At 66.5% G+C, this 17399-nt stretch carries 13 protein-coding genes; 3 read left to right on the top strand and 10 right to left on the bottom strand.

Features of this window, described 5'->3' with window-relative positions:
* Window positions 1-282 precede the first annotated feature (282 nt).
* From ACPUD7_RS10360 to ACPUD7_RS10330, 7 genes are all read right to left on the bottom strand, one after another.
* Window positions 283-597, bottom strand: a complete 315-nt coding sequence (locus tag ACPUD7_RS10360; RefSeq protein WP_135542483.1) for a DMT family transporter — start codon at window positions 595-597, stop codon at window positions 283-285.
* Window positions 594-950: a DMT family transporter gene (locus ACPUD7_RS10355; protein WP_240690119.1), complete on the bottom strand. Its 357-nt coding sequence runs from the start codon at window positions 948-950 to the stop codon at window positions 594-596. Before ACPUD7_RS10355 ends, ACPUD7_RS10360 begins: the two co-directional genes overlap by 4 nt.
* A complete protein-coding gene (locus ACPUD7_RS10350) occupies window positions 947-1660 on the bottom strand; it encodes a TetR/AcrR family transcriptional regulator (protein WP_135542481.1) in 714 nt (237 codons plus the stop codon). Before ACPUD7_RS10350 ends, ACPUD7_RS10355 begins: the two co-directional genes overlap by 4 nt.
* 108 nt (window positions 1661-1768) lie before the next feature.
* Window positions 1769-2560, bottom strand: coding sequence for an ABC transporter ATP-binding protein (locus tag ACPUD7_RS10345; RefSeq protein ID WP_135542479.1), 792 nt, complete (start codon window positions 2558-2560; stop codon window positions 1769-1771).
* A gap of 5 nt (window positions 2561-2565) precedes the next feature.
* The gene (locus ACPUD7_RS10340) at window positions 2566-3549 is read right to left on the bottom strand and encodes an ABC transporter permease (protein ID WP_135542477.1); all 984 of its coding nucleotides are present in this window, start codon (window positions 3547-3549) and stop codon (window positions 2566-2568) included.
* A gap of 141 nt (window positions 3550-3690) precedes the next feature.
* Complete coding sequence (locus tag ACPUD7_RS10335; protein ID WP_135542475.1) at window positions 3691-4674, bottom strand: ABC transporter substrate-binding protein; 984 nt, start codon at window positions 4672-4674, stop codon at window positions 3691-3693.
* Window positions 4675-4937: 263 nt separating this feature from the next.
* On the bottom strand, window positions 4938-7199 hold the full coding sequence (locus tag ACPUD7_RS10330) for a S9 family peptidase (RefSeq protein ID WP_425119836.1): 2262 nt from the start codon (window positions 7197-7199) through the stop codon (window positions 4938-4940).
* A 200-nt stretch (window positions 7200-7399) separates the two neighbouring features.
* On the opposite strand from ACPUD7_RS10330, the gene ACPUD7_RS10325 reads away from it, so the two are divergent.
* From ACPUD7_RS10325 to ACPUD7_RS10315, 3 genes are read left to right on the top strand one after another with little or no spacing between them, the layout of a single operon-like run.
* The gene (locus ACPUD7_RS10325; protein ID WP_240690117.1) at window positions 7400-8437 is read left to right on the top strand and encodes a Bug family tripartite tricarboxylate transporter substrate binding protein; all 1038 of its coding nucleotides are present in this window, start codon (window positions 7400-7402) and stop codon (window positions 8435-8437) included.
* Window positions 8434-9108, top strand: a complete 675-nt coding sequence (locus tag ACPUD7_RS10320; protein ID WP_240690115.1) for a tripartite tricarboxylate transporter TctB family protein — start codon at window positions 8434-8436, stop codon at window positions 9106-9108. Before ACPUD7_RS10325 ends, ACPUD7_RS10320 begins: the two co-directional genes overlap by 4 nt.
* A 1-nt stretch (window position 9109) precedes the next feature.
* Window positions 9110-10657: a tripartite tricarboxylate transporter permease gene (locus tag ACPUD7_RS10315; protein ID WP_135542472.1), complete on the top strand. Its 1548-nt coding sequence runs from the start codon at window positions 9110-9112 to the stop codon at window positions 10655-10657.
* A gap of 51 nt (window positions 10658-10708) precedes the next feature.
* Here ACPUD7_RS10315 and ACPUD7_RS10310 read toward each other — a convergent pair whose 3' ends face one another.
* The 3 genes from ACPUD7_RS10310 to ACPUD7_RS10300 are packed head-to-tail and all read right to left on the bottom strand — an operon-like array spanning window position 10709 to window position 17310.
* Window positions 10709-12262, bottom strand: a complete 1554-nt coding sequence (locus ACPUD7_RS10310; protein WP_135542470.1) for an MFS transporter — start codon at window positions 12260-12262, stop codon at window positions 10709-10711.
* A 54-nt stretch (window positions 12263-12316) separates the two neighbouring features.
* Complete coding sequence (locus ACPUD7_RS10305) at window positions 12317-15571, bottom strand: carboxyl transferase domain-containing protein (RefSeq protein ID WP_425119835.1); 3255 nt, start codon at window positions 15569-15571, stop codon at window positions 12317-12319.
* Window positions 15568-17310: an AMP-binding protein gene (locus tag ACPUD7_RS10300; RefSeq protein WP_425119834.1), complete on the bottom strand. Its 1743-nt coding sequence runs from the start codon at window positions 17308-17310 to the stop codon at window positions 15568-15570. Before ACPUD7_RS10300 ends, ACPUD7_RS10305 begins: the two co-directional genes overlap by 4 nt.
* Window positions 17311-17399: the final 89 nt, after the last annotated feature.

Below are 17399 nucleotides of genomic sequence, written 5' to 3'. Positions count from 1 at the left end.
TGGGCTGTCGCCGATCAGCAGGGGGCTCCGCGGATCGGCGGACGGTGCTTAGGGCTCTCCGCCCCACCATCCGACGGCAGCAGGTTCCCAGGAGTCATCGGCGAAGCCACAGCTCGGGCGTTCACGATTCGGAGTCGACGAACCACCACGGTGTGGGTCGTCACTTCCGAAAAGAGTCATATCTTCAGACGATAACAGTTTCTGCAGTCTTCCCAAAGGAAACGGCAACGGCCGCTGGACACAGCCTCAAGGCCACTCTGCCCGGAATGCTTGCCGCTGAGCTCAGCCTGCTTCGACGAGCATGACGCCGACGGCGATGAAACCGATGCCGAGAAGTGCCTTCCGCGTCAGCGGGTCCTTCCAGATGACGCGTGAGAGCAGGCAGACCAGGGCGACTCCGCAAGCGGCCCAGAGGCCGTAGGCGACCCCGAGGTGCATGCCGGCGGCCAGTGTTCGGCCGAGGAAGTAGAAGGCAGCACCGTAGGCGATGGCGACGGGAATGATCCAGATCCTGCGCTGCAGGCCCCCGCTGGCGCGCAGGCACAGGGTGCCCGCGACTTCGCTGAGGATCGACAGGACCAACCAGAGCCAACTCATTCGGTCACCTCCTCCACGGTCTCTGATTCGCCGGGCGTTCCCGACTCGACAAGGACGACACCGATGATGATGACGACGATGCCGATCACGGCACCCAAGCTGAGGACTTCTCCGAAGAACACGACACCGAGCATCGCAACGAGTGCGACGCCGCTGGCCGACCAGGTGGCGTAGACGGCGCCCAGCGGCATCCCGAGTCGCTGCGTGAGGCCGAGGATGAAGAAGGCTGCGGCGTAGAGGATGACGACGCCGGGGATCCACACCGGATCGGCGATGGAGGCGCGCAGCATCAGCGTTGCGGCAACCTCGGCGAGGATGGCGACGGCGAGGAGGAGCAGACGAGTCATATTCATGCGGTCACCTCCCGGGTGCCGGTGCCGGTGCCGGTGGCGGTGCCGGTGTCGGTGCCGGCGTCATCGGCAACGGCGCGATCTTCGGCGGCTGAGCACTCACCTGCCGCTGCGGGCTCTTCGGCTCCGGTACGGCGGTTCGCCGCAGCACGGCCGTTTCCTGCGGTGAGTCTTTCGGCCATGTCGATGAGTCCGAGGGCGTGTTCGCGCACTGCGGCGAGGTCGGTCGACCGGAAGACTCCGGTGGCTTCGGACATCCATGCCCCGTCAGCGCAGAACCGGGCCGCGGTCAGCAGTGACACCGCCTGCGCGTCGAGCCCGACGGTGTCGAACCACGGCCCGAGGTGGCCACTCCACGCCTCCGCCAACGTCGGGTGGTAGAGGGCATCGGAGAAGATCCAGTAGTCGGCGCGGGAGACCTCTGCCGTGGTCGCGACGGCGACATAGGCGCGGTGCCGCTCGAAGCTCGACAGCTCCCCAACCGGTTTCCCGGCCTGCCCGGCGAGCATATGCGCCCAATGCTCGGCGGCATGATCGACCACTCCCACCATGAGGGCTTGTTTGGAGGGGAAGTGGTACATCAGCCCCGGCTTCGTCAGCCCTGCCTGGTGGGCGACCGATTCGAGCGAGATGGTCACACCCTGCACCGAGTCGTGCGATTCGGCGAGAGCCTTCGCCGCTTCGAGAATCCGTGTCCGCGCATCACCAGCCATACAGCGACTTTACCAACCGGTTGGTAAAGTCAGCCAGCCCTGGCCTTCACCGGCCCAGCTGCTCGCCGATGCGGCCACTCCGCGAGTTCAGCGGATTGGTCCTGCGACTCAGTTGAGCAGCGCCCGGTCCCCCAGGGTCGCTCCCTTGAGCTTCGAGAACTCCCCGAGCAGAGTCTCAACCGTCAGGTCCTTCTTCTCCTCGGCCGTGGCCTGGTAGATGATGCGACCTTCGTGCATCATGATCAGCCGGTTGCCCAACGCGATCGCCTGCTCCATGTTGTGGGTGACCATGAGCGTGGTCAGCCCGTCAGCTTCGACAATCTTCTTCGTCAGCGCCGTCACCAGCGCTGCGCGCTGTGGGTCGAGCGCCGCCGTGTGCTCGTCGAGCAGCAGGATCCGCGGCTGAGTGAATCCGGCCATGAGCAGACTCAGCGCCTGCCGCTGTCCGCCGGACAGCAGCCCGACCTTCGTCTTCAGTCGGTTCTCGAGGCCGAGCTCGAGCGTCGCCAACTCGTCCTTGAAGTGCTCCCGCCGCGCCGAGGTGGTGCCCCGACCCAGCCCACGTGACTGTCCGCGCTTGAGCGCCAGGGACAGGTTCTGTTCGATCGTGAGGTCCGGTGCTGTGCCCGCCATGGGATCCTGGAACACCCGGCCCAGGTACTTCGCGCGCTTGTGTTCACGTTTCCGAGACACCTCGGCGTCGTCGATCGTGATCGATCCGGAGTCGATGGGCAGACGTCCGGAGATCGTGTTGAGCAGTGTCGACTTGCCCGCACCGTTGGAGCCGATGACGGTGACGAAGTCGGACTCGGCGAGTTCGAGCGAAAGCCCCTGCAGCGCCTTGCGCTCGTTGACGGTTCCGGCGAAGAAGGTCTTCGAGATGGTGTTGATCTTGAGCATGCCACTCAGCCTTCCTTCCCGGCGCGTGCACTGCTTGCCCCGGCAGGGATGTCAGCGATCTCGGCCGGGTCCTTGATGTCGGTCGTGCCCTGCGGCACCGAGGTGGCCGCACGGTTGCCGCGGCCGCGCAGCGACGGGATCCGCTTGAGGAAGCCCCACCTGGGCAGCAGCAGTGCGATGACGACGAGGAGCGCAGTGGTCAGCTTCATGTCGTTCGTATCGAGCCCGGCGCGCAGGGCGAGGAAGATGATGAGCCGGTAGAACACGGAGCCGAGCAGTGCGCCGAGGCTGGCCATGAAGATGTTGCGGTTGCCGAACACGGCCTGGCCGAGGATGACCGACGCCAGTCCGACGAGGATGAGGCCGATGCCCATGCTGATGTCGGAGAAGCCCTGGTACTGGGCGACGAGGGCGCCGCAGAGCGCGACGAACCCGTTCGACAGGGCGAGGGTGAGCATCGTCGAATTGTCGGTGTTCACACCGAGGCTGCGGATCATCTCCTTGTTGTTGCCGGTGGCCTGGATGGCCAGGCCGAGATCGGTGGTGAGGAACCAGTCGATGGCGAACTTGAGGATGAGGGCGAAGGCGAGCAGGATCGCGATCGACACCCAGGTGCCCAACAGCATGTTCTCCCGCAGCGGGGTGAACACGGTGTCCTCTCGCAGCAGCGGCAGGTTCGCTTTGCCCATGATCCGCAGGTTGATCGACCACAGTCCGATCATCGTGAGGATGCCGGCGAGCAGTCCATCGATGCCGCCCTTGGTGTGGAGCAGACCGGTGATGTATCCGGCGATGAGTCCGGCACCGATCGCGGCGGCGGTGGCCAGGAAGGGGTCGACCCCGGCGATGATGAGGGAGGCTGCGGTGGCGCCGCCCGTGGTGAAGCTTCCGTCGACGGTGAGGTCGGGGAAGTTGAGGACCTTGAAGGTCAGATAGACCCCGAGCGCCATCGCGCCGTAGATGAGCCCGAGCTCCAATGCTCCGAACATGGGTTTCCGTTCATTTCTGGTGTGTGGTTCGTGGTGGCGCCGAGGGGGCCGGCAGTGCTGCCGGCACCCTCGGCGCCGGTGACCTCAGGCTGAGGAGTTCAGGACTCCGCGCACCGGGTCACGAGGTGTGGCCGACGAGGGTCAGTCGATGACGTTGTCGGCTTCGTCGATGAGCTTCTGCGGAATTTCAACGCCCTGGGCCTTGGCGGCCTTCGGGTTGACGACGAGCTCGAGGTTCGAGCTGGTCTCGACCGGCATCTCGGCAGGCTTCTTTCCGTCCTGGAGGATCTTGAGAGCCATTTCGCCGGTCTGTTCGCCGAGCTTCGTGTAGTCGATGCCGCGGGTGATCGCTGCCCCGGATTCGACCTGGCCGGCTTCGGAGCCGACGAGCAGAGCCTTGTTCTTCTCTGCCGCCTGAACCATGGTCGACACGGCCGAGACGACGTTGTTGTCGGTGGGCACGTAGTAGGCGTCGACCTTGCCGAGTGACTCCACGGCCTGGGCGAGTTCGCTCGAGTTCGCGATCGTCGCTTCCTTGATCTTCACATCAAGGCCCTTCGCGGCCTCCTTCGCCAGGTCGACCTGCACCTGCGAGTTGACCTCACCGGAGCTGTAGACGATGCCGACGGTCTTCGCATCGGGCTTGACGTCCTTGACGAGCTTGAGCTGCTCTTCGACCGGGTTGAGGTCGGAGGTGCCGGTGACGTTGCCGCCGGGCTTGTCGCTGGAGTCGACGAGCCCGGCTTCCTCGGCGTCGGTGACGGCGGTGAAGAGCACGGGCTTGTCGGTGATCGCCTGGGCCGCGGCTTGGGCGGCCGGGGTGGCGACGGCGAGCACGAGGTCGAGGTCGTCGTTGGCGAAGGTCTGGGCGATCGAGGTCGCGTTGGCCTGTTCGCCCTGGGCGTTCTGCACATCCCAGTCCACGTCGACGCCGGCATCTTCGAAGGACTTCTTGAAGCCTTCGGTGGCGGCGTCGAGCGCCGGGTGCTGCACGAGCTGCGAGACACCGATGGCGAACGAGTCGTCCTTGCCCCCGCCGTCACCGCCCTCTCCGCCGGAGCAGGCCGAAACCGCAAGAATCGAACCGACCGCCACAATCGCTGTGGCCAATTTCCTGAGACGCATTCTTCTCCCTTTCGGAATTTCGGTCCGCCGGTGCGGATCCGTCACGAATTCTGCATTCGGCACCGCCTCCCCTCGCACGCGAGAGGGCAGGGCGATGCAGATGAATGATGTGTCACCTGGCCTCAGACCGTTCTGAGACCATGACGCACATCACGTCGAATGTGATGATATCCACTCTATTGCCCGGCACTGACACCGGGTGCCGATTGCGGCTTTTGGAGACAATCGTCCCAGTATCGTTATCTCCGGCGACAGACGTCCCGTCAGGGCTCGATCTCGACATCCGTTCGTCCCAGGACATCGAGGATCCAGGCGAAGTCGAACGCGGTCTCCTTCCAGGCGTCGTAGCGGCCGGAGGCGCCTCCGTGGCCGGCGACCATTTCCGTCTTGAGCAGGGCGTTCGCCCCGACTTCGCGGAGCCGGGCGACCCATTTCGCGGGTTCGACGTAGAGGACCCGGGTGTCGTTGAGCGAGGTCACGGCGAGGATCTTCGGGTACGCGGCCTCGGTGACGTTCTCATAGGGGGAATAGGAGCGCATGTAGTCGTAGACGTCCTCATCGTGCAGCGGATCGCCCCATTCCTCCCATTCGATGACGGTCAGCGGCAGTTCGGGCATGAGGATCGAGGTCAGAGCGTCGACGAAGGGCACGTGCGCACTGATTCCGGCGAAGAGTTCGGGAGCCATGTTCGCGACCGCGCCCATGAGCAGTCCGCCGGCCGATCCGCCGGTGGCCACGAGCCGGTCCGGTCGTGTCCATCCCTCCTCGACGAGGTGGTTCGCGGCGGCGATGAAGTCCGTGAAGGTGTTCTTCTTCGCGGTGGTCTTGCCCTGGTCGTACCAGTGTCGGCCCATCTCTCCGCCGCCGCGGACGTGGGCGATGGCGAAGACGACCCCGCGGTCGAGCAGAGACAGCCGTGAGACCGAGAAATACGGGTCCATGCTCGCTTCGTAGGAGCCGTACCCGTAGAGGACGAGCGGTGACGGCTCTTCCGGCGCCGAGGCGGCCGTGCCCTGATCGGCGAAGCGCTGCAGGTCCGTGCGGTAGACCACCGAGATCGGCACCTCGGCGCCGTCCTCGGCGCGAGCCCACAGCAGGGTCTCGTCATACTTGTCGAGTTCGACGGAGCCGAGCACGGGCTGCCGTTTGAGAACCGTGTCAGTGCCGTCCGCGATGCTGTGGGAGTAGAGCACAGACGGAGTCGACATGGAGGTGAAGAGCAGCCGGATGGCGGTCTGGGCGAACTCGGGGTTGGCCGAGAGCATCAGGGTTCCGGTCTCTCGACCGAAGGGCAGCTCCTGCAGTGCCCCATAGGGCGAGGCGGCGTCCAGGGTGAGCGCGATGGTGCCGACGCGGGCGAAGCCGCCACGGCGGTAGCTGAGGACGATGAAGTCGGCGAAGGCGTCGACGTCTTCGATGCGCATGCCGTCGATGTCGGCGAGGACGGGGCGCGGGTCCGCCGTCGGGTCGGAGGCGGGGACGTCGACGAGTTCGAAGTCGTCGCGGTTGCGGTTGTGGGTGATGAGGAACCGGTCCTCACCGCCGATGACAGCGTGTTCGACGTGGTATTCGACGCCTTCGACGCGCGGCCAGACTTCCTGCGGTTCGGCTTCGAGGTCGTCGGCGCTGATGCTCCAGTAGCCGGTGGTCGTCTTCGACCCGGTGACGACGAACATCATCGTGCCCGAACGGGAGAACCCGGAGCCGACGAAGTAGCGTTCATCGGGTTCTTCGAAGATGCAGGTGTCTGCCCCCGCTGCGGTGCCGACGCGGTGGCGCCACACCTTCTCCGGCCGCCAGGCGTCGTCGACCGTGGTGTAGAAGACGAAGCGGCCGCTGGGATCGAGCGAGGCTCCTGCGAAGGTGCCTTCGATGACGTCATCGAGTTCGTCACCGGTCTCCAGATCCCGCAGTCGCAAGGTATAGCGTTCGTCTCCGGTGGTGTCGACGCCGTAGAGCAGCCACCGTCCGTCGTCGGAGAGCGAGAAGGATCCGAGTGAGAAGAACTCCTGCCCCTCGGCGGCGAGGTTCGAGTCGAAGACGACCTCTTCACCGGGCAGCTCGTCCTCGCCGACCGTCGGCGGGGTCCAGTCCTCGGGTCCGGAGATCGGGACGCGGACGCTGATGCCGTAGTCGAGTCCGGCCCGGGTGCGGGAGAAGTACCAGTAGGCGCCGCGCCGGTTGGGCACGGACATGTCGGTTTCCTTGATGCGGGTCTTGATCTCGGTGAAGATCGATTCCTGCAGTCCTTCGAGATGAGCGGTCTGCGCCGCGGTCCAGGCATTCTCCGCCTCGAGGTGCGCGATGACCTCGGGCGAGTCCTTCTCCCGCATCCATTCGAAGTCATCGACGAAGGTATGCCCGTGGTGGGTGCGCTCGAGGGGCACCTTCTTCGCCACCGGGGCCGAGGTCGGGCTTGCCAGCGTCGGGCTCGCGGGCTTCGAGGACTCGGACTTGGAAGACACGGACGAGGCCGTCGGAGTTTCGGATGATTCGGGGGCTGCTGCACCGGAAGTTTCGCTCATGAGTCCACCCTAGTGGCAGACTCGTCGACCGAGGCGTGCTCGGCGGCACCTTCGCGCGGCCCTCGCAGGCCCCCGGGCGAGCAGAATGCGCTTAACGCGCTCAATGAGCAGAACGCGCAGAGTGAGCATAAGCAGGCGCCGCGTCAGCGCACCACCTTAAGGTGAGTCTCACATCACACCTGCCTTCAAAGGAGAAGTCCGTGCCACAGGCGCCACCTCCCGAGGATTCGACTGCCGAATCCTCCCATCCTTCACGACGAATGTTCGGTCGCTTCGCCTATGGGGCGATCGCCTTGGCGGCGATCGGCACGGCGACGACCTACTCGTTCAAGGCCGCCTCGGCCCAGGGCGATCTGTCATCGAACCTCACCCTCATCGCTCCGGCCGGGGCGGGTGGCGGCTGGGACGGGTTCGCCCGGGAGACTCAGCAGGCCATGCGCGTCGAGGCGCTGGCGAACAACGCGCAGGTCGTCAACATTCCCGGAGCCGGCGGCACCATCGGTCTCGGCAAGTTCTCGACCATGCACGGTCAGGCGGATACGATCCTGGCCACCGGCACGGCCATGGTCGGCGGCATCGCACTGAACGCATCGCCCGTCGGCTTCGCTGACACCACCCTGCTGGCCCGCGTGGCCGAGGACTATGACGTCCTCATCGCCGCAGCCGACTCCCCGCACAACACGATCGACGATGTCGTCGGTGCGTGGAAGAAGGACCCGAAGGGATTCGTGTGGACGGGCGGCTCGGCCGGTTCCGTCGACCATCTTACGATCGCTCAGCTCGCACTGCTCGGCGGAATCCCCGCCTCCGACATCACCTACATTCCGAAGTCCGGCGGCGGTGAGGCGATCCAGACGCTGCTCTCGGGCACCACCGACTTCGCGTCCTGCGGCTTCAACGAAGTCTCCGACCAGATCGAAGCCGGACGCGTCAAAGCCATCGGTGTCGCCGCTCCGGAGCGGATCAAGGGCTTCGACGATGTGCCGACCATGTCCGAACAGGGCTACGAAGTGACGCTGACGAACTGGCGCGGCTGGCTCGGGGCGCCCGGAATCACCGGCGCCGAATCCTCCCAGCTGCTCGGGGTGCTGCAGAAGACCCGCGACAGCGCGGCCTGGAAGGACGCCCTCGATCGGAACAAGTGGACCGACGTGTGGCTGACCGGTGATGAGTTCACCGAATTCATCAAGGAAGACAGCTCCCGGGTAGAGAAGCTGCTGAAGGAGTTGGGACTGTGAGCGCACAGACAGCAACGGACACGGAACGGACGAACCGCCTCGGCGCGGGAACCTGGTGGCAGGGACGATCGGGACTGATCGTTCCGCTCATCATGGGAGCCTTCTCGACTTATCTCCTCGTCGGCATCCTCACGATGGACGTCGCCGAGGATGCGGACAAACCGGGGCCGCAGTTCTTCCCGATGATCATCATGATCGTCGGATATGCACTGACGATCCTGCTGGTCATCGCCTATATGCGCAATCCGGAACCGGTCGACGTCGACGACGAGGTGCCGACCGAAGTCGAGGAGGACACCGCGTTCTCGACCCCGGTCACCGCGGCGGTCTCGGCATCGCGCCTGTCCCCTCACGAAGAGGACGAACCGGCAGGCGACCGCAAGGCTCTGGCCGCAGCTCGGGCGGCCGATACGAAGCACCGCACGCACAGCGACTTCGTATCCCTGGCCTGGGGCGCCGGCGGTTTCGCCGCCTTCGCGCTGATCCTCGAGTTCGCCGGGTGGATCATCGCCGCCGCGCTTCTGTTCTGGTGCGTGGCGAGGTCGATGGGCTCGAAGAAGCCCTTGTTCGACCTCACTGTGGCGCTGACGTTCTCATCCTTGGTCTACATCGCCTTCGCGGTGATGCTGGGGCTCAACCTTCCTTCGGGAATCCTGGGAGGTGGCTTCTGATATGGACGCTCTCATGTCCCTCTTCGAGGGCTTCACACATGCTCTGACTCCGATGAACCTGCTGTGGGTCCTCGTCGGCTGCTTCCTCGGCACCGCCGTCGGCGTGCTGCCGGGCCTCGGATCGTCGATGGCGGTGGCGCTGCTGCTGCCGATGACCTTCGCACTCGATCCCACCGGCGCCTTCATCATGTTCGCCGGCGTCTACTTCGGTGGGCTCTTCGGCGACTCCACGATGGCCATCCTCATGAACACTCCGGGGCAGGCTTCGGCGATCGCCTCGACCTTCGAAGGCCACAAGATGGCCAAGGCCGGGCGGGCCCCACAGGCTCTGGCCACCGCCGCGATCGGTGCGTTCATCGGCGGGTTCATCTCCTGCTTCCTCGTCGTCTTCGTCGCCCCGGCATTGGCGGATCTGTCGACGAGCTTCGGTCCCGCCGAGTTCTTCGCCCTCGCACTCTTCGCCTTCGTCGCCACCTCCTCGGTGGTCGCCGATTCGGTGCTCAAGGGGCTCACTGCGCTCGTGCTGGGCATCGGCTTCACCGTCATCGGCATCGACTCGGTCTCGGGCACGGAACGCTTCACCTTCGGAGTGCCCGAGCTCTTCGACGGCGTCTCCCTGGTCACGGTGACCGTGGGTGTGCTCGCCCTCGGCGAGGTGTTCTTCATCGCCTCGCGCATCCGACGTCAGGCCAAGGACAACACGGTCAACTCCTCGGGTCGGCCCTTCCTCTCCCGCAAGGAGTTCGGTGAGGCACTGCCGGCATGGCTGCGCGGCACGGCGATCGGTCTGCCCTTCGGCGTCATCCCCGTCGGCGGTGCCGATGTGCCGACGTTCATGGCGTACGGGCTCGAGCGCAAGCTCGATGCCCGGCGGGCCGACCCGCAGTTCGGCAAGGGAGCGATCCGCGGTCTCGCCGGCCCCGAGGCGGCCGGTTCGGCGACGACGGGCATCGCCATGGGTGCGCTGCTCGCGTTGGGGCTGCCGATCTCCGCGACCGCGGCGATCATGCTCGCCGCATTCCGTCAGTACGGCATCCAGCCCGGTCCGCTGCTCTTCGACCGCTCCCCCGAACTCGTGTGGGGTCTGCTCGCGAGCTTCTTCGTGGCGATGATCGTCCTCCTCATCATCAACCTGCCCTTCGCTCCGCTGTGGGCGAAGCTGCTGAAGATCCCGGATCCCTACCTCTACGGCGGCATCGCGGTGTTCTGCGGTCTGGGCATCTACGCGACCTCGGCGTCGACGTTCGAGCTGCTCGTCCTCCTGGGCATCGGCATCATCAGCTTCGTGCTCAAACGCTACGGAGTGCCGTTGGCACCGCTGATGATCGGCATGGTCCTCGGTCCCCTGGCCGAGTCGAACCTGCGCGATGCGCTGCTGGCCTCCGGCGGTGAGGCATCGACGCTCGTGTCCTCACCGATCACGATCGTCATCTACCTCGTGCTCATCGCCGCCCTGCTCTACACCGGCATCGGCCGTGTGCTTGCCCGCAGGCGCCAGAAGCAGACGACGCAGGAGATGCTCTCCTCCGCGAAGGATGCGGTGCGCTGATCGTCTCCGCGGCTTCGCCGCATTCCCCGCAGCGACCAGGCGGCCGACCCATTACGGGGCGGTCGCCTCGTCGTTTGCCTCGGCGTCGGCTCCAGGCAGGAGCCGTCCGGCACCTCGCAGTCCGAAGCTCGTGAGCACCGCGGCGATGAGGACGAGGACGACGGCCGCACCGGCGGCCCACTGCACTCCTGTCTCGAACGAGGACAGGGCCGCCTCGGCGATGCGGTGGGCGGTCGCGCCTCCCGTTTCGGCGGTGTATTCGAGAGCCGAACCCAAGGTGTCGAATTGCGGTTGGCCCGCTTTCGCACCGATCTCCGAAGCCAAGGCCGACCCGAAGACGAAGGTCGAGAGCCCGCCGAGGACGGTCGTGCCCATGACTGAACCGAGTTCGTAGGCGGTCTCCGATATCGCCGAGGCGGCCCCGGCCTTGTTCGCCGGGACCGCGGCGAGGATGAGGTCGTTGGTGACCACCTCGGCCGCGCCGAGCCCGATGCCGAGGATGAGGAACGCGACCAGCATTCCGGTCACGGTGTGCTCGCCGGTGAACGCGACGATGCCCATGCCCACGGCGTTGAGCAGCAGTGCGGCGGGAACGACTACGCGCGGGGCGAGGCGGGTGACGATCGGCACGACGAGGTAGCCGGAGACGATCGAGGTCACGAGCCCGGGGATGAGGACGAGCGCGGCTTCGACCGGGGTGAGGCCGAGGACGAGCTGGAGCAGCTGGGTGCCGAAGTAGAGGAATCCGGCCAGGCCCATGACGCTCAGCAGATTCGAGGCCACCGCGGAGGTGAAGACCGAGTTCGCGAACAGTCGAACATCGAGCATCGGAGTCGGCAGTGCGAGCTGGCGCAGTGCGAAACTTGCTCCCGCGACGATGGCCACCGAGAGGGTGAGCCAGAAGAGGATGTCAGCGCCTGCGGTCATCGCGTGTTTGAGGGCGAAGACCAAGGGAGCCAGCGCGAGCATCGACAGGAGGATCGAGGCCGGGTCGATGCGGCCGGGATTCGGGTCCCGCGATTCGGGCAGCAGCCACAGAGCCGCCGGGATGAAGACGGCGATGAGCGGAATGTTGATGAAGAAGATCGACCCCCAGTGGAAGTGTTCGATGAGGATTCCGCCGAGGATCGGGCCGAGTGCCGCGCCACCGGAGAACATCGCCGCCCAGGTGGCGATGGCCACCCGCCGGTCACGCTCGTGGGCGAAGATGTTGCGGATGAGCGAAAGCGTCGAGGGCATGAGGGTGGCCCCGAAGACTCCGAGCAGCGCACGAGCGAGGATGAGCATCTCCGCCGAGGTGGAGAACGCCGCGAGCAGAGACGCCGCCCCGAAGCCGGCCGCGCCGATGATGAGCAGTCGACGCCGACCGAGCCGATCACCGAGGCTGCCCATCGCCACGAGCAGTCCGGCGAGCATGAGGGCGTAGATGTCGACGATCCACAGCAGTTGGACTCCCGTCGGATGCAGGCCGACGCTGATGGCCGGGATGGCGAATCCGAGCACCGTGTTGTCGATGGAGATGAGCAGCACGGGGATCATGAGCACAGCCAGGCCGGCCCATTCGCGCCGGCCGGCGCGCAGCTGTGGAATCAGCGTCGTCGTCATTCACCCAACTGTACCGTCTGGACGGTACAGTTGGGAAGGGGCGGACCCGACTGCTCAGGGAGTGCGCAGCATCCGTGCCCATTCCCGGGTGAGCGCCGGGTCGATGACATCGTCGATGTCGAAGATCATGGCCGCGCTCATCGCCTTGCCCTGTTCGTATTCGGCTGCGATGAGCTCCTCCTCCCGTTGCGCGCGCTCAGCCGGGTCCTCGATGGCCGCGAGCTCCTTCGCATAGCCCAGGCGCACCGAGCCTTCGAGCCCCATCGGGCCGATCTCTCCGCTCGGCCAGGCGATGGTGAAGGCAGTGGCGTCGAAGCCTCCCGCCGCCATCGCCATGGCGCCCAGACCATATCCCTTCCGGATGATCACCGCCCCGACGGGCACCGACAGCGACGCACCTGCGACGAAGAGGTCACCGAAGGCCCTCACCCCGGGTTCACGTTCGGCGTCCGGTCCGACCATGAATCCCGGTGTGTCGATGAGCGAGAGCACGGGAACTCCATGGCTGTCGGCTAGCCGCAGATGCTGTGTGAAGGATCGTGCCGCATCGACGTCGATCGCTCCGCCGAGGTGATGGTTGTCGTTGGCGATGACCGCCAGGGGCCGCCCGTCGATGCGGATGAAGCCGGTGACCGCCCCTGCCGCGAAGCCCCGACGGATTTCGACGAACGTGCCGTCATCGGCGATCGCCTCGACAGCGTCCCGGATGGCGAACGTTCGCAGCCTGTCGGCAGGCACGATCGTCCGCGCTCGCTCGGCTGCCGCCGCACCCACGGCCGAGTCCGCCGCGCCCTCGGCCGAGCCCGCGGCAGACACCTCATCTGTTCCGGAGAGAATTCCCAACATCTCCTTCGCAAGGCCGACGGCTTCAGCCTCGTCGGCGGCGAGCACATCGATGACGCCGTTGGCCGTGTGGACGGCGACCGGGCCGATGTCTTCGGGGCGGAACCGGCCGAGGCCCCCGCCTTCGATCATCGCGGGACCGCCCATGCCGATGTTCGCGTCGGGCGTGGCGATGATGAGGTCGCACACTCCCGCCAGTGCGGCGTTGCCGGCGAAGCAGCGCCCCGAGACGACGGCGATGAGCGGCACCCGACCGCGCAGTCCGGCCAAAGAGGCGAAGGTCGGCACGTCGAGGCCGGTGCCCGGGCCCCTGTCGGTGTCTCCCGGTCGCCCTCCGCCGCCCTCGGCGAACAGGACGATGGGCACTTGCTTGGACTCGGCCAGTTGGATCAGCCGGTCGGTCTTCGCATGGTTGCGCGTACCCTGGGTGCCCGCGAGAACGGAGTAGTCATAGCTGATGACGATGATCTCCCGGCCGTCGACCGTGGCCGGTCCGCCGATCAGCCCGTCGCCCGAGGTCTTGGCGATGAGATCGTCGACGCTGCGCCGTCGCGTCTGAGCGGCGATGACGAGAGGGCCGAATTCGACGAAGCTGCCCTCGTCGACGAGCTCGGCGATGTTCTCCCTGGCAGTGCGGCGATTGCGCGCATGGATCTTCGCGACCGCCTCTTCGCGGGCGGAGTCCTCAACCTGCGCATGCCGATCGCGGACCTCGGCCACTCCCGGATGGGGCTCATGTCGCCCATCGGTCGCCTCCGCAGACTCCGCTGCGCCGGTGAGGACAGCAACCGGCTGGCCGACCCTGACCTGGTCCCCGGCCGCCACCAGGTGCCGCACCGCGTCAGCCGGCGGACCGTGAACCGGATGGTGCATCTTCATCGCTTCGAGGAGCACGTACTCCCGAGGGTCCTCGCCGAGGCTGACGACCGTCCCCGACATGGACGCCCGAACCAGCGACTCGTCGGGTCCTACCTCGACCTCGCCGAGGTGACTGCTCGGTTCGCGGTCGGATTCGCCGCTCACCGACTCCGACTCTCCAGCGTCTGCGGACTGCTGCAGCAGGGCCGCTCGGTGCACAATCGCCTCGGCATGATCGTCGAAGGCCGAGGTCGTCGCATCTCCGAGATCGAGGACTTCGGTCAGCGCCCGCAGCAGCCCGAGGTTCGTCTCGATGCCGATCACCTGTGTTTCGTCCAGGGCACGCCCTGCGGCCGAGACGGCGGCCTCGAGGCTCGGGGCGCTGACGATGATCTTGCCGAGGAGCGGGTCGAAGACACCGGTGACCCGCACTCCGGCCCTGGCCCAGGTGTCGACGCGCACGCCGGGGCCGGTCGGCCAGGCGATCTGTTCGATCTCGCCGATGCTCGGGGCAGGATCACCGCTGTCCGTGAGACTCTCAGCGCCCACACGCAGCTCGATCGCATGGCCGCAGGTGCCGACCTCGTCGAAGCCGCCGGGGCTGCGGCCCGAGGCGATGGCGATCTGAGCTGCGACGAGGTCGAGGCCGGTGACCGCCTCGGTGACGGTGTGTTCGACCTGGATACGAGGATTGACCTCGAGCAGGACATAGTCCGAGTCCGTGACGAGGAACTCGACCGTGCCGAGCGATCGGTAGTCTGCGGATGCGGCCAGTCTCGCCGCATCGGCATGGAGTCGGGTGCGCAGTTCGGCAGACAGACCCGGGGCGGGCGCGATCTCGACGAGCTTCTGCCGGCGACGCTGGATGGAGCAGTCGCGGTCGCCGAGGACCGTGACCCCCTCGACGGTGCCGATCACCTGGACTTCGATGTGGCGGGCTCCGGACATCAGCGCCTCGGCGAAGATGCGGTCGTCGCCGAAGCCGGCCGCCGCTTCGGCGGAGCAGGCGCGCAGGGTGCCCTCGATCTCGGAGCGGTCCGTGACGACGCGGATCCCGCGTCCGCCACCGCCGGCGAGGGCTTTGACGACGATGCCGGACGGATTGCCTTCGAGGAGATCCCGCACCTGTGCTGCCGCCTCGGCGACATCACTGTCGTCGAGGCTGAGCAGTCCGGTGGCAGGCGGGGTCGGTATTCCGAGCTCCTCGGCACGGATGCGGGTGGCTCTTTTGTCCCCGAAGAGCTCGAGCGCATCGGCGTCCGGGCCGATCCAGGCCACTCCGGCCCCGGCACAGGCTCCGGCCAGTCGGGGCGATTCGGAGAGGAAGCCGTATCCGGGGTGGACGAACGAGCAGTTCGCCGAGCTCGCCGCCGACAGGATCGCGTCGGCGTCGAGATAGGCCGCGGCTCCCGCCCCGGGAAGAGTGACTACTTCATCGGCGAGCGCGATGTGCAGGCCTGCGGATCGGCCGAGGGCGGCCTCGGTCTGTGATTGCACGGCGACGGCTCGCAGACCCAGAGACTGTGCGGAGCGGATGATGCGCACGGCGATCTCACCGCGGTTGGCGACGAGGATTCCTGCCGCCTCGGTGGGGACGGGGGCGCTCATACTTCGCCCTCCAGCAGCTCCTCGAGCAGGACGGTCTTGCGGATCTTGCCGGTCGCAGTCATCGGCATGGCCTCGACGAAGACGAACTCGGGGACCTTGTAGACCGCCATGTTCTCCCTGGCCCAGGCGGTGAGCGCTTCGGCATCGGCTGAGGCGCCGGCTCGCGGGATGACGAAGGCGACGGGCACCTGCCCCCGGTCAGCGTCCTCGCGAGGGGCGACGGCGATGGTGTCGATATCGGGGTGGGCACGCAACAGGCCCTCCACTTCGGCAGGGAAGACGCTCATGCCGTTGACCTTGATCATCTCCTTGGTGCGGGCCAGATAGGTCAGCGCACCCTGGTCGTCGAAGCGGCCGGTGTCGCCGGTGCGCAGCCAACCGTCGATGAGTGATTCTTCCGTGGCCTGCGGGTTCTTCCAGTATCCGGTCGTCACCGAGGGCGAACGCACGATGATCTCCCCCGCCTGCCCGACGGGCACCGGGTTGAGGTCGATGTCGACGACGAGGATGTCCGTGCCGGGCACCGGGAATCCGCAGTAGACCGGTTCCGCCTTGAGGTCACGGTTCTCGCCCTGGAGGCCGAGGGTGAATGTATCGGAGGTGTGGGTCTCCGTCATCCCGTAGGAGGCTTCGCGGAGGACGATTCCGGTTCTCGCCTCCCACTGTTCACGCAGCTCGATGTCGAGCTTGCGGACGAACGAGACCGCCTGGCAGGAGTCGAGAGAGCTCAGGTCGACGTCCGCGAATTCCTCGGTCTCGAGCAGTTCGAGCAGCTCACCGTAGCCGTCGGCGGGCGAGACGAACTGTGTGACCCCTCGCTCGGCGATGCTGCGCAGGGCGGTCTTCGGGTGCCAGCGGGACAGGATGGCGATCTCGCCGCCGTTGTAGATCGGCAGCAGCAGGCCGAAGTTCTCACCGGCGACCCAGAACATGGGGAGGAAGCCGAGATACACCGCGCGATTCTGACCGGGGACCTCTCCCTTGCCCGCCAGGGCGGACACCGCGGTGTAGGCGAGGTGGCCGAGAGTGTGTTCACACCCCTTGGGCAGGCCCGTCGTTCCTCCCGTGTAGTTGAGGGATGCGAGCCTTTCGGGGTCCGCCGGCACATGTTCGACCCCCGCCGAGGCGAGCACCCGGCGCCAGTCGCCCGCGTCCTTCGCCGCCGGGATGCGGTGGGGCATGTCCGAGCTGGGTGAGACGGCGGAATCCTCGGCGAACACTGCGGCCGGGTCCGTCCATGTGACGTCGATCGGGGTTTCCATCCGGGCCAGAGCGGCGTCGACGACCTCGCGCGAGTGGGGGTGGGCGATGAGATGGGTGGCGCCGGAGTCGGAGAGCTGGTGGCGCAGCTCCTCTGACCGATACATCGGGTTCGCGGGAACATAGACGGCGCCGAGCCAGCCGATCGCGAGGAACGTCTGGACGAACTGCGGGCAATTGCCCATGTAGACGGCGACTCTGGTGCCGACCCCCACTCCTCTGGCCATGAGCCACCCGGCGACCGCTGCCACATCACGCTCCAGCTGCGCCCAGGTCGAGGTCCATCCGTAGTAGCTCATCGCGGTGTCATCGGGGCGTGCGGCGGCCCAGTGGATCAGCGTTTCCGCCAGCCCGGGCCCCGCCACAGGCTCAGGCAGCTCGTGCGGGACCTCCTCCGGCCAGAGTGAGCGCAGTGCGGCCAGTTCGACTGCGGCTTTGTCCCATCGTGCGACTGTGGCGGCAGAGGTGCTGTCGGACATCGAGGCTCCTTCGCGCAACGGGTTCCCGCTGCCTGATTGACGACTGTGTCAATCACCGTTCTAGCCCAATTCCCCGGGCACTGCAAATG

This window comes from Brevibacterium sp. FAM 24630 (genome assembly GCF_049804075.1).
GTDB lineage: Bacteria > Actinomycetota > Actinomycetes > Actinomycetales > Brevibacteriaceae > Brevibacterium.
This window is presented reverse-complemented; position numbering and strand designations above follow the sequence as displayed.

What these genes read in the sequence shown, in the direction of transcription:
- ACPUD7_RS10360 (WP_135542483.1), bottom strand. Translation starts at nt 597, where the DNA reads ATGAGTTGGCTCTGGTTGGTCCTGTCGATCCTCAGCGAAGTCGCGGGC.
- ACPUD7_RS10355 (WP_240690119.1), bottom strand. Translation starts at nt 950, where the DNA reads ATGAATATGACTCGTCTGCTCCTCCTCGCCGTCGCCATCCTCGCCGAG.
- ACPUD7_RS10350 (WP_135542481.1), bottom strand. Translation starts at nt 1,660, where the DNA reads ATGGCTGGTGATGCGCGGACACGGATTCTCGAAGCGGCGAAGGCTCTC.
- ACPUD7_RS10345 (WP_135542479.1), bottom strand. Translation starts at nt 2,560, where the DNA reads ATGCTCAAGATCAACACCATCTCGAAGACCTTCTTCGCCGGAACCGTC.
- ACPUD7_RS10340 (WP_135542477.1), bottom strand. Translation starts at nt 3,549, where the DNA reads ATGTTCGGAGCATTGGAGCTCGGGCTCATCTACGGCGCGATGGCGCTC.
- ACPUD7_RS10335 (WP_135542475.1), bottom strand. Translation starts at nt 4,674, where the DNA reads ATGCGTCTCAGGAAATTGGCCACAGCGATTGTGGCGGTCGGTTCGATT.
- ACPUD7_RS10330 (WP_425119836.1), bottom strand. Translation starts at nt 7,199, where the DNA reads ATGAGCGAAACTTCCGGTGCAGCAGCCCCCGAATCATCCGAAACTCCG.
- ACPUD7_RS10315 (WP_135542472.1), top strand. Translation starts at nt 9,110, where the DNA reads ATGGACGCTCTCATGTCCCTCTTCGAGGGCTTCACACATGCTCTGACT.
- ACPUD7_RS10310 (WP_135542470.1), bottom strand. Translation starts at nt 12,262, where the DNA reads ATGACGACGACGCTGATTCCACAGCTGCGCGCCGGCCGGCGCGAATGG.
- ACPUD7_RS10305 (WP_425119835.1), bottom strand. Translation starts at nt 15,571, where the DNA reads ATGAGCGCCCCCGTCCCCACCGAGGCGGCAGGAATCCTCGTCGCCAAC.
- ACPUD7_RS10300 (WP_425119834.1), bottom strand. Translation starts at nt 17,310, where the DNA reads ATGTCCGACAGCACCTCTGCCGCCACAGTCGCACGATGGGACAAAGCC.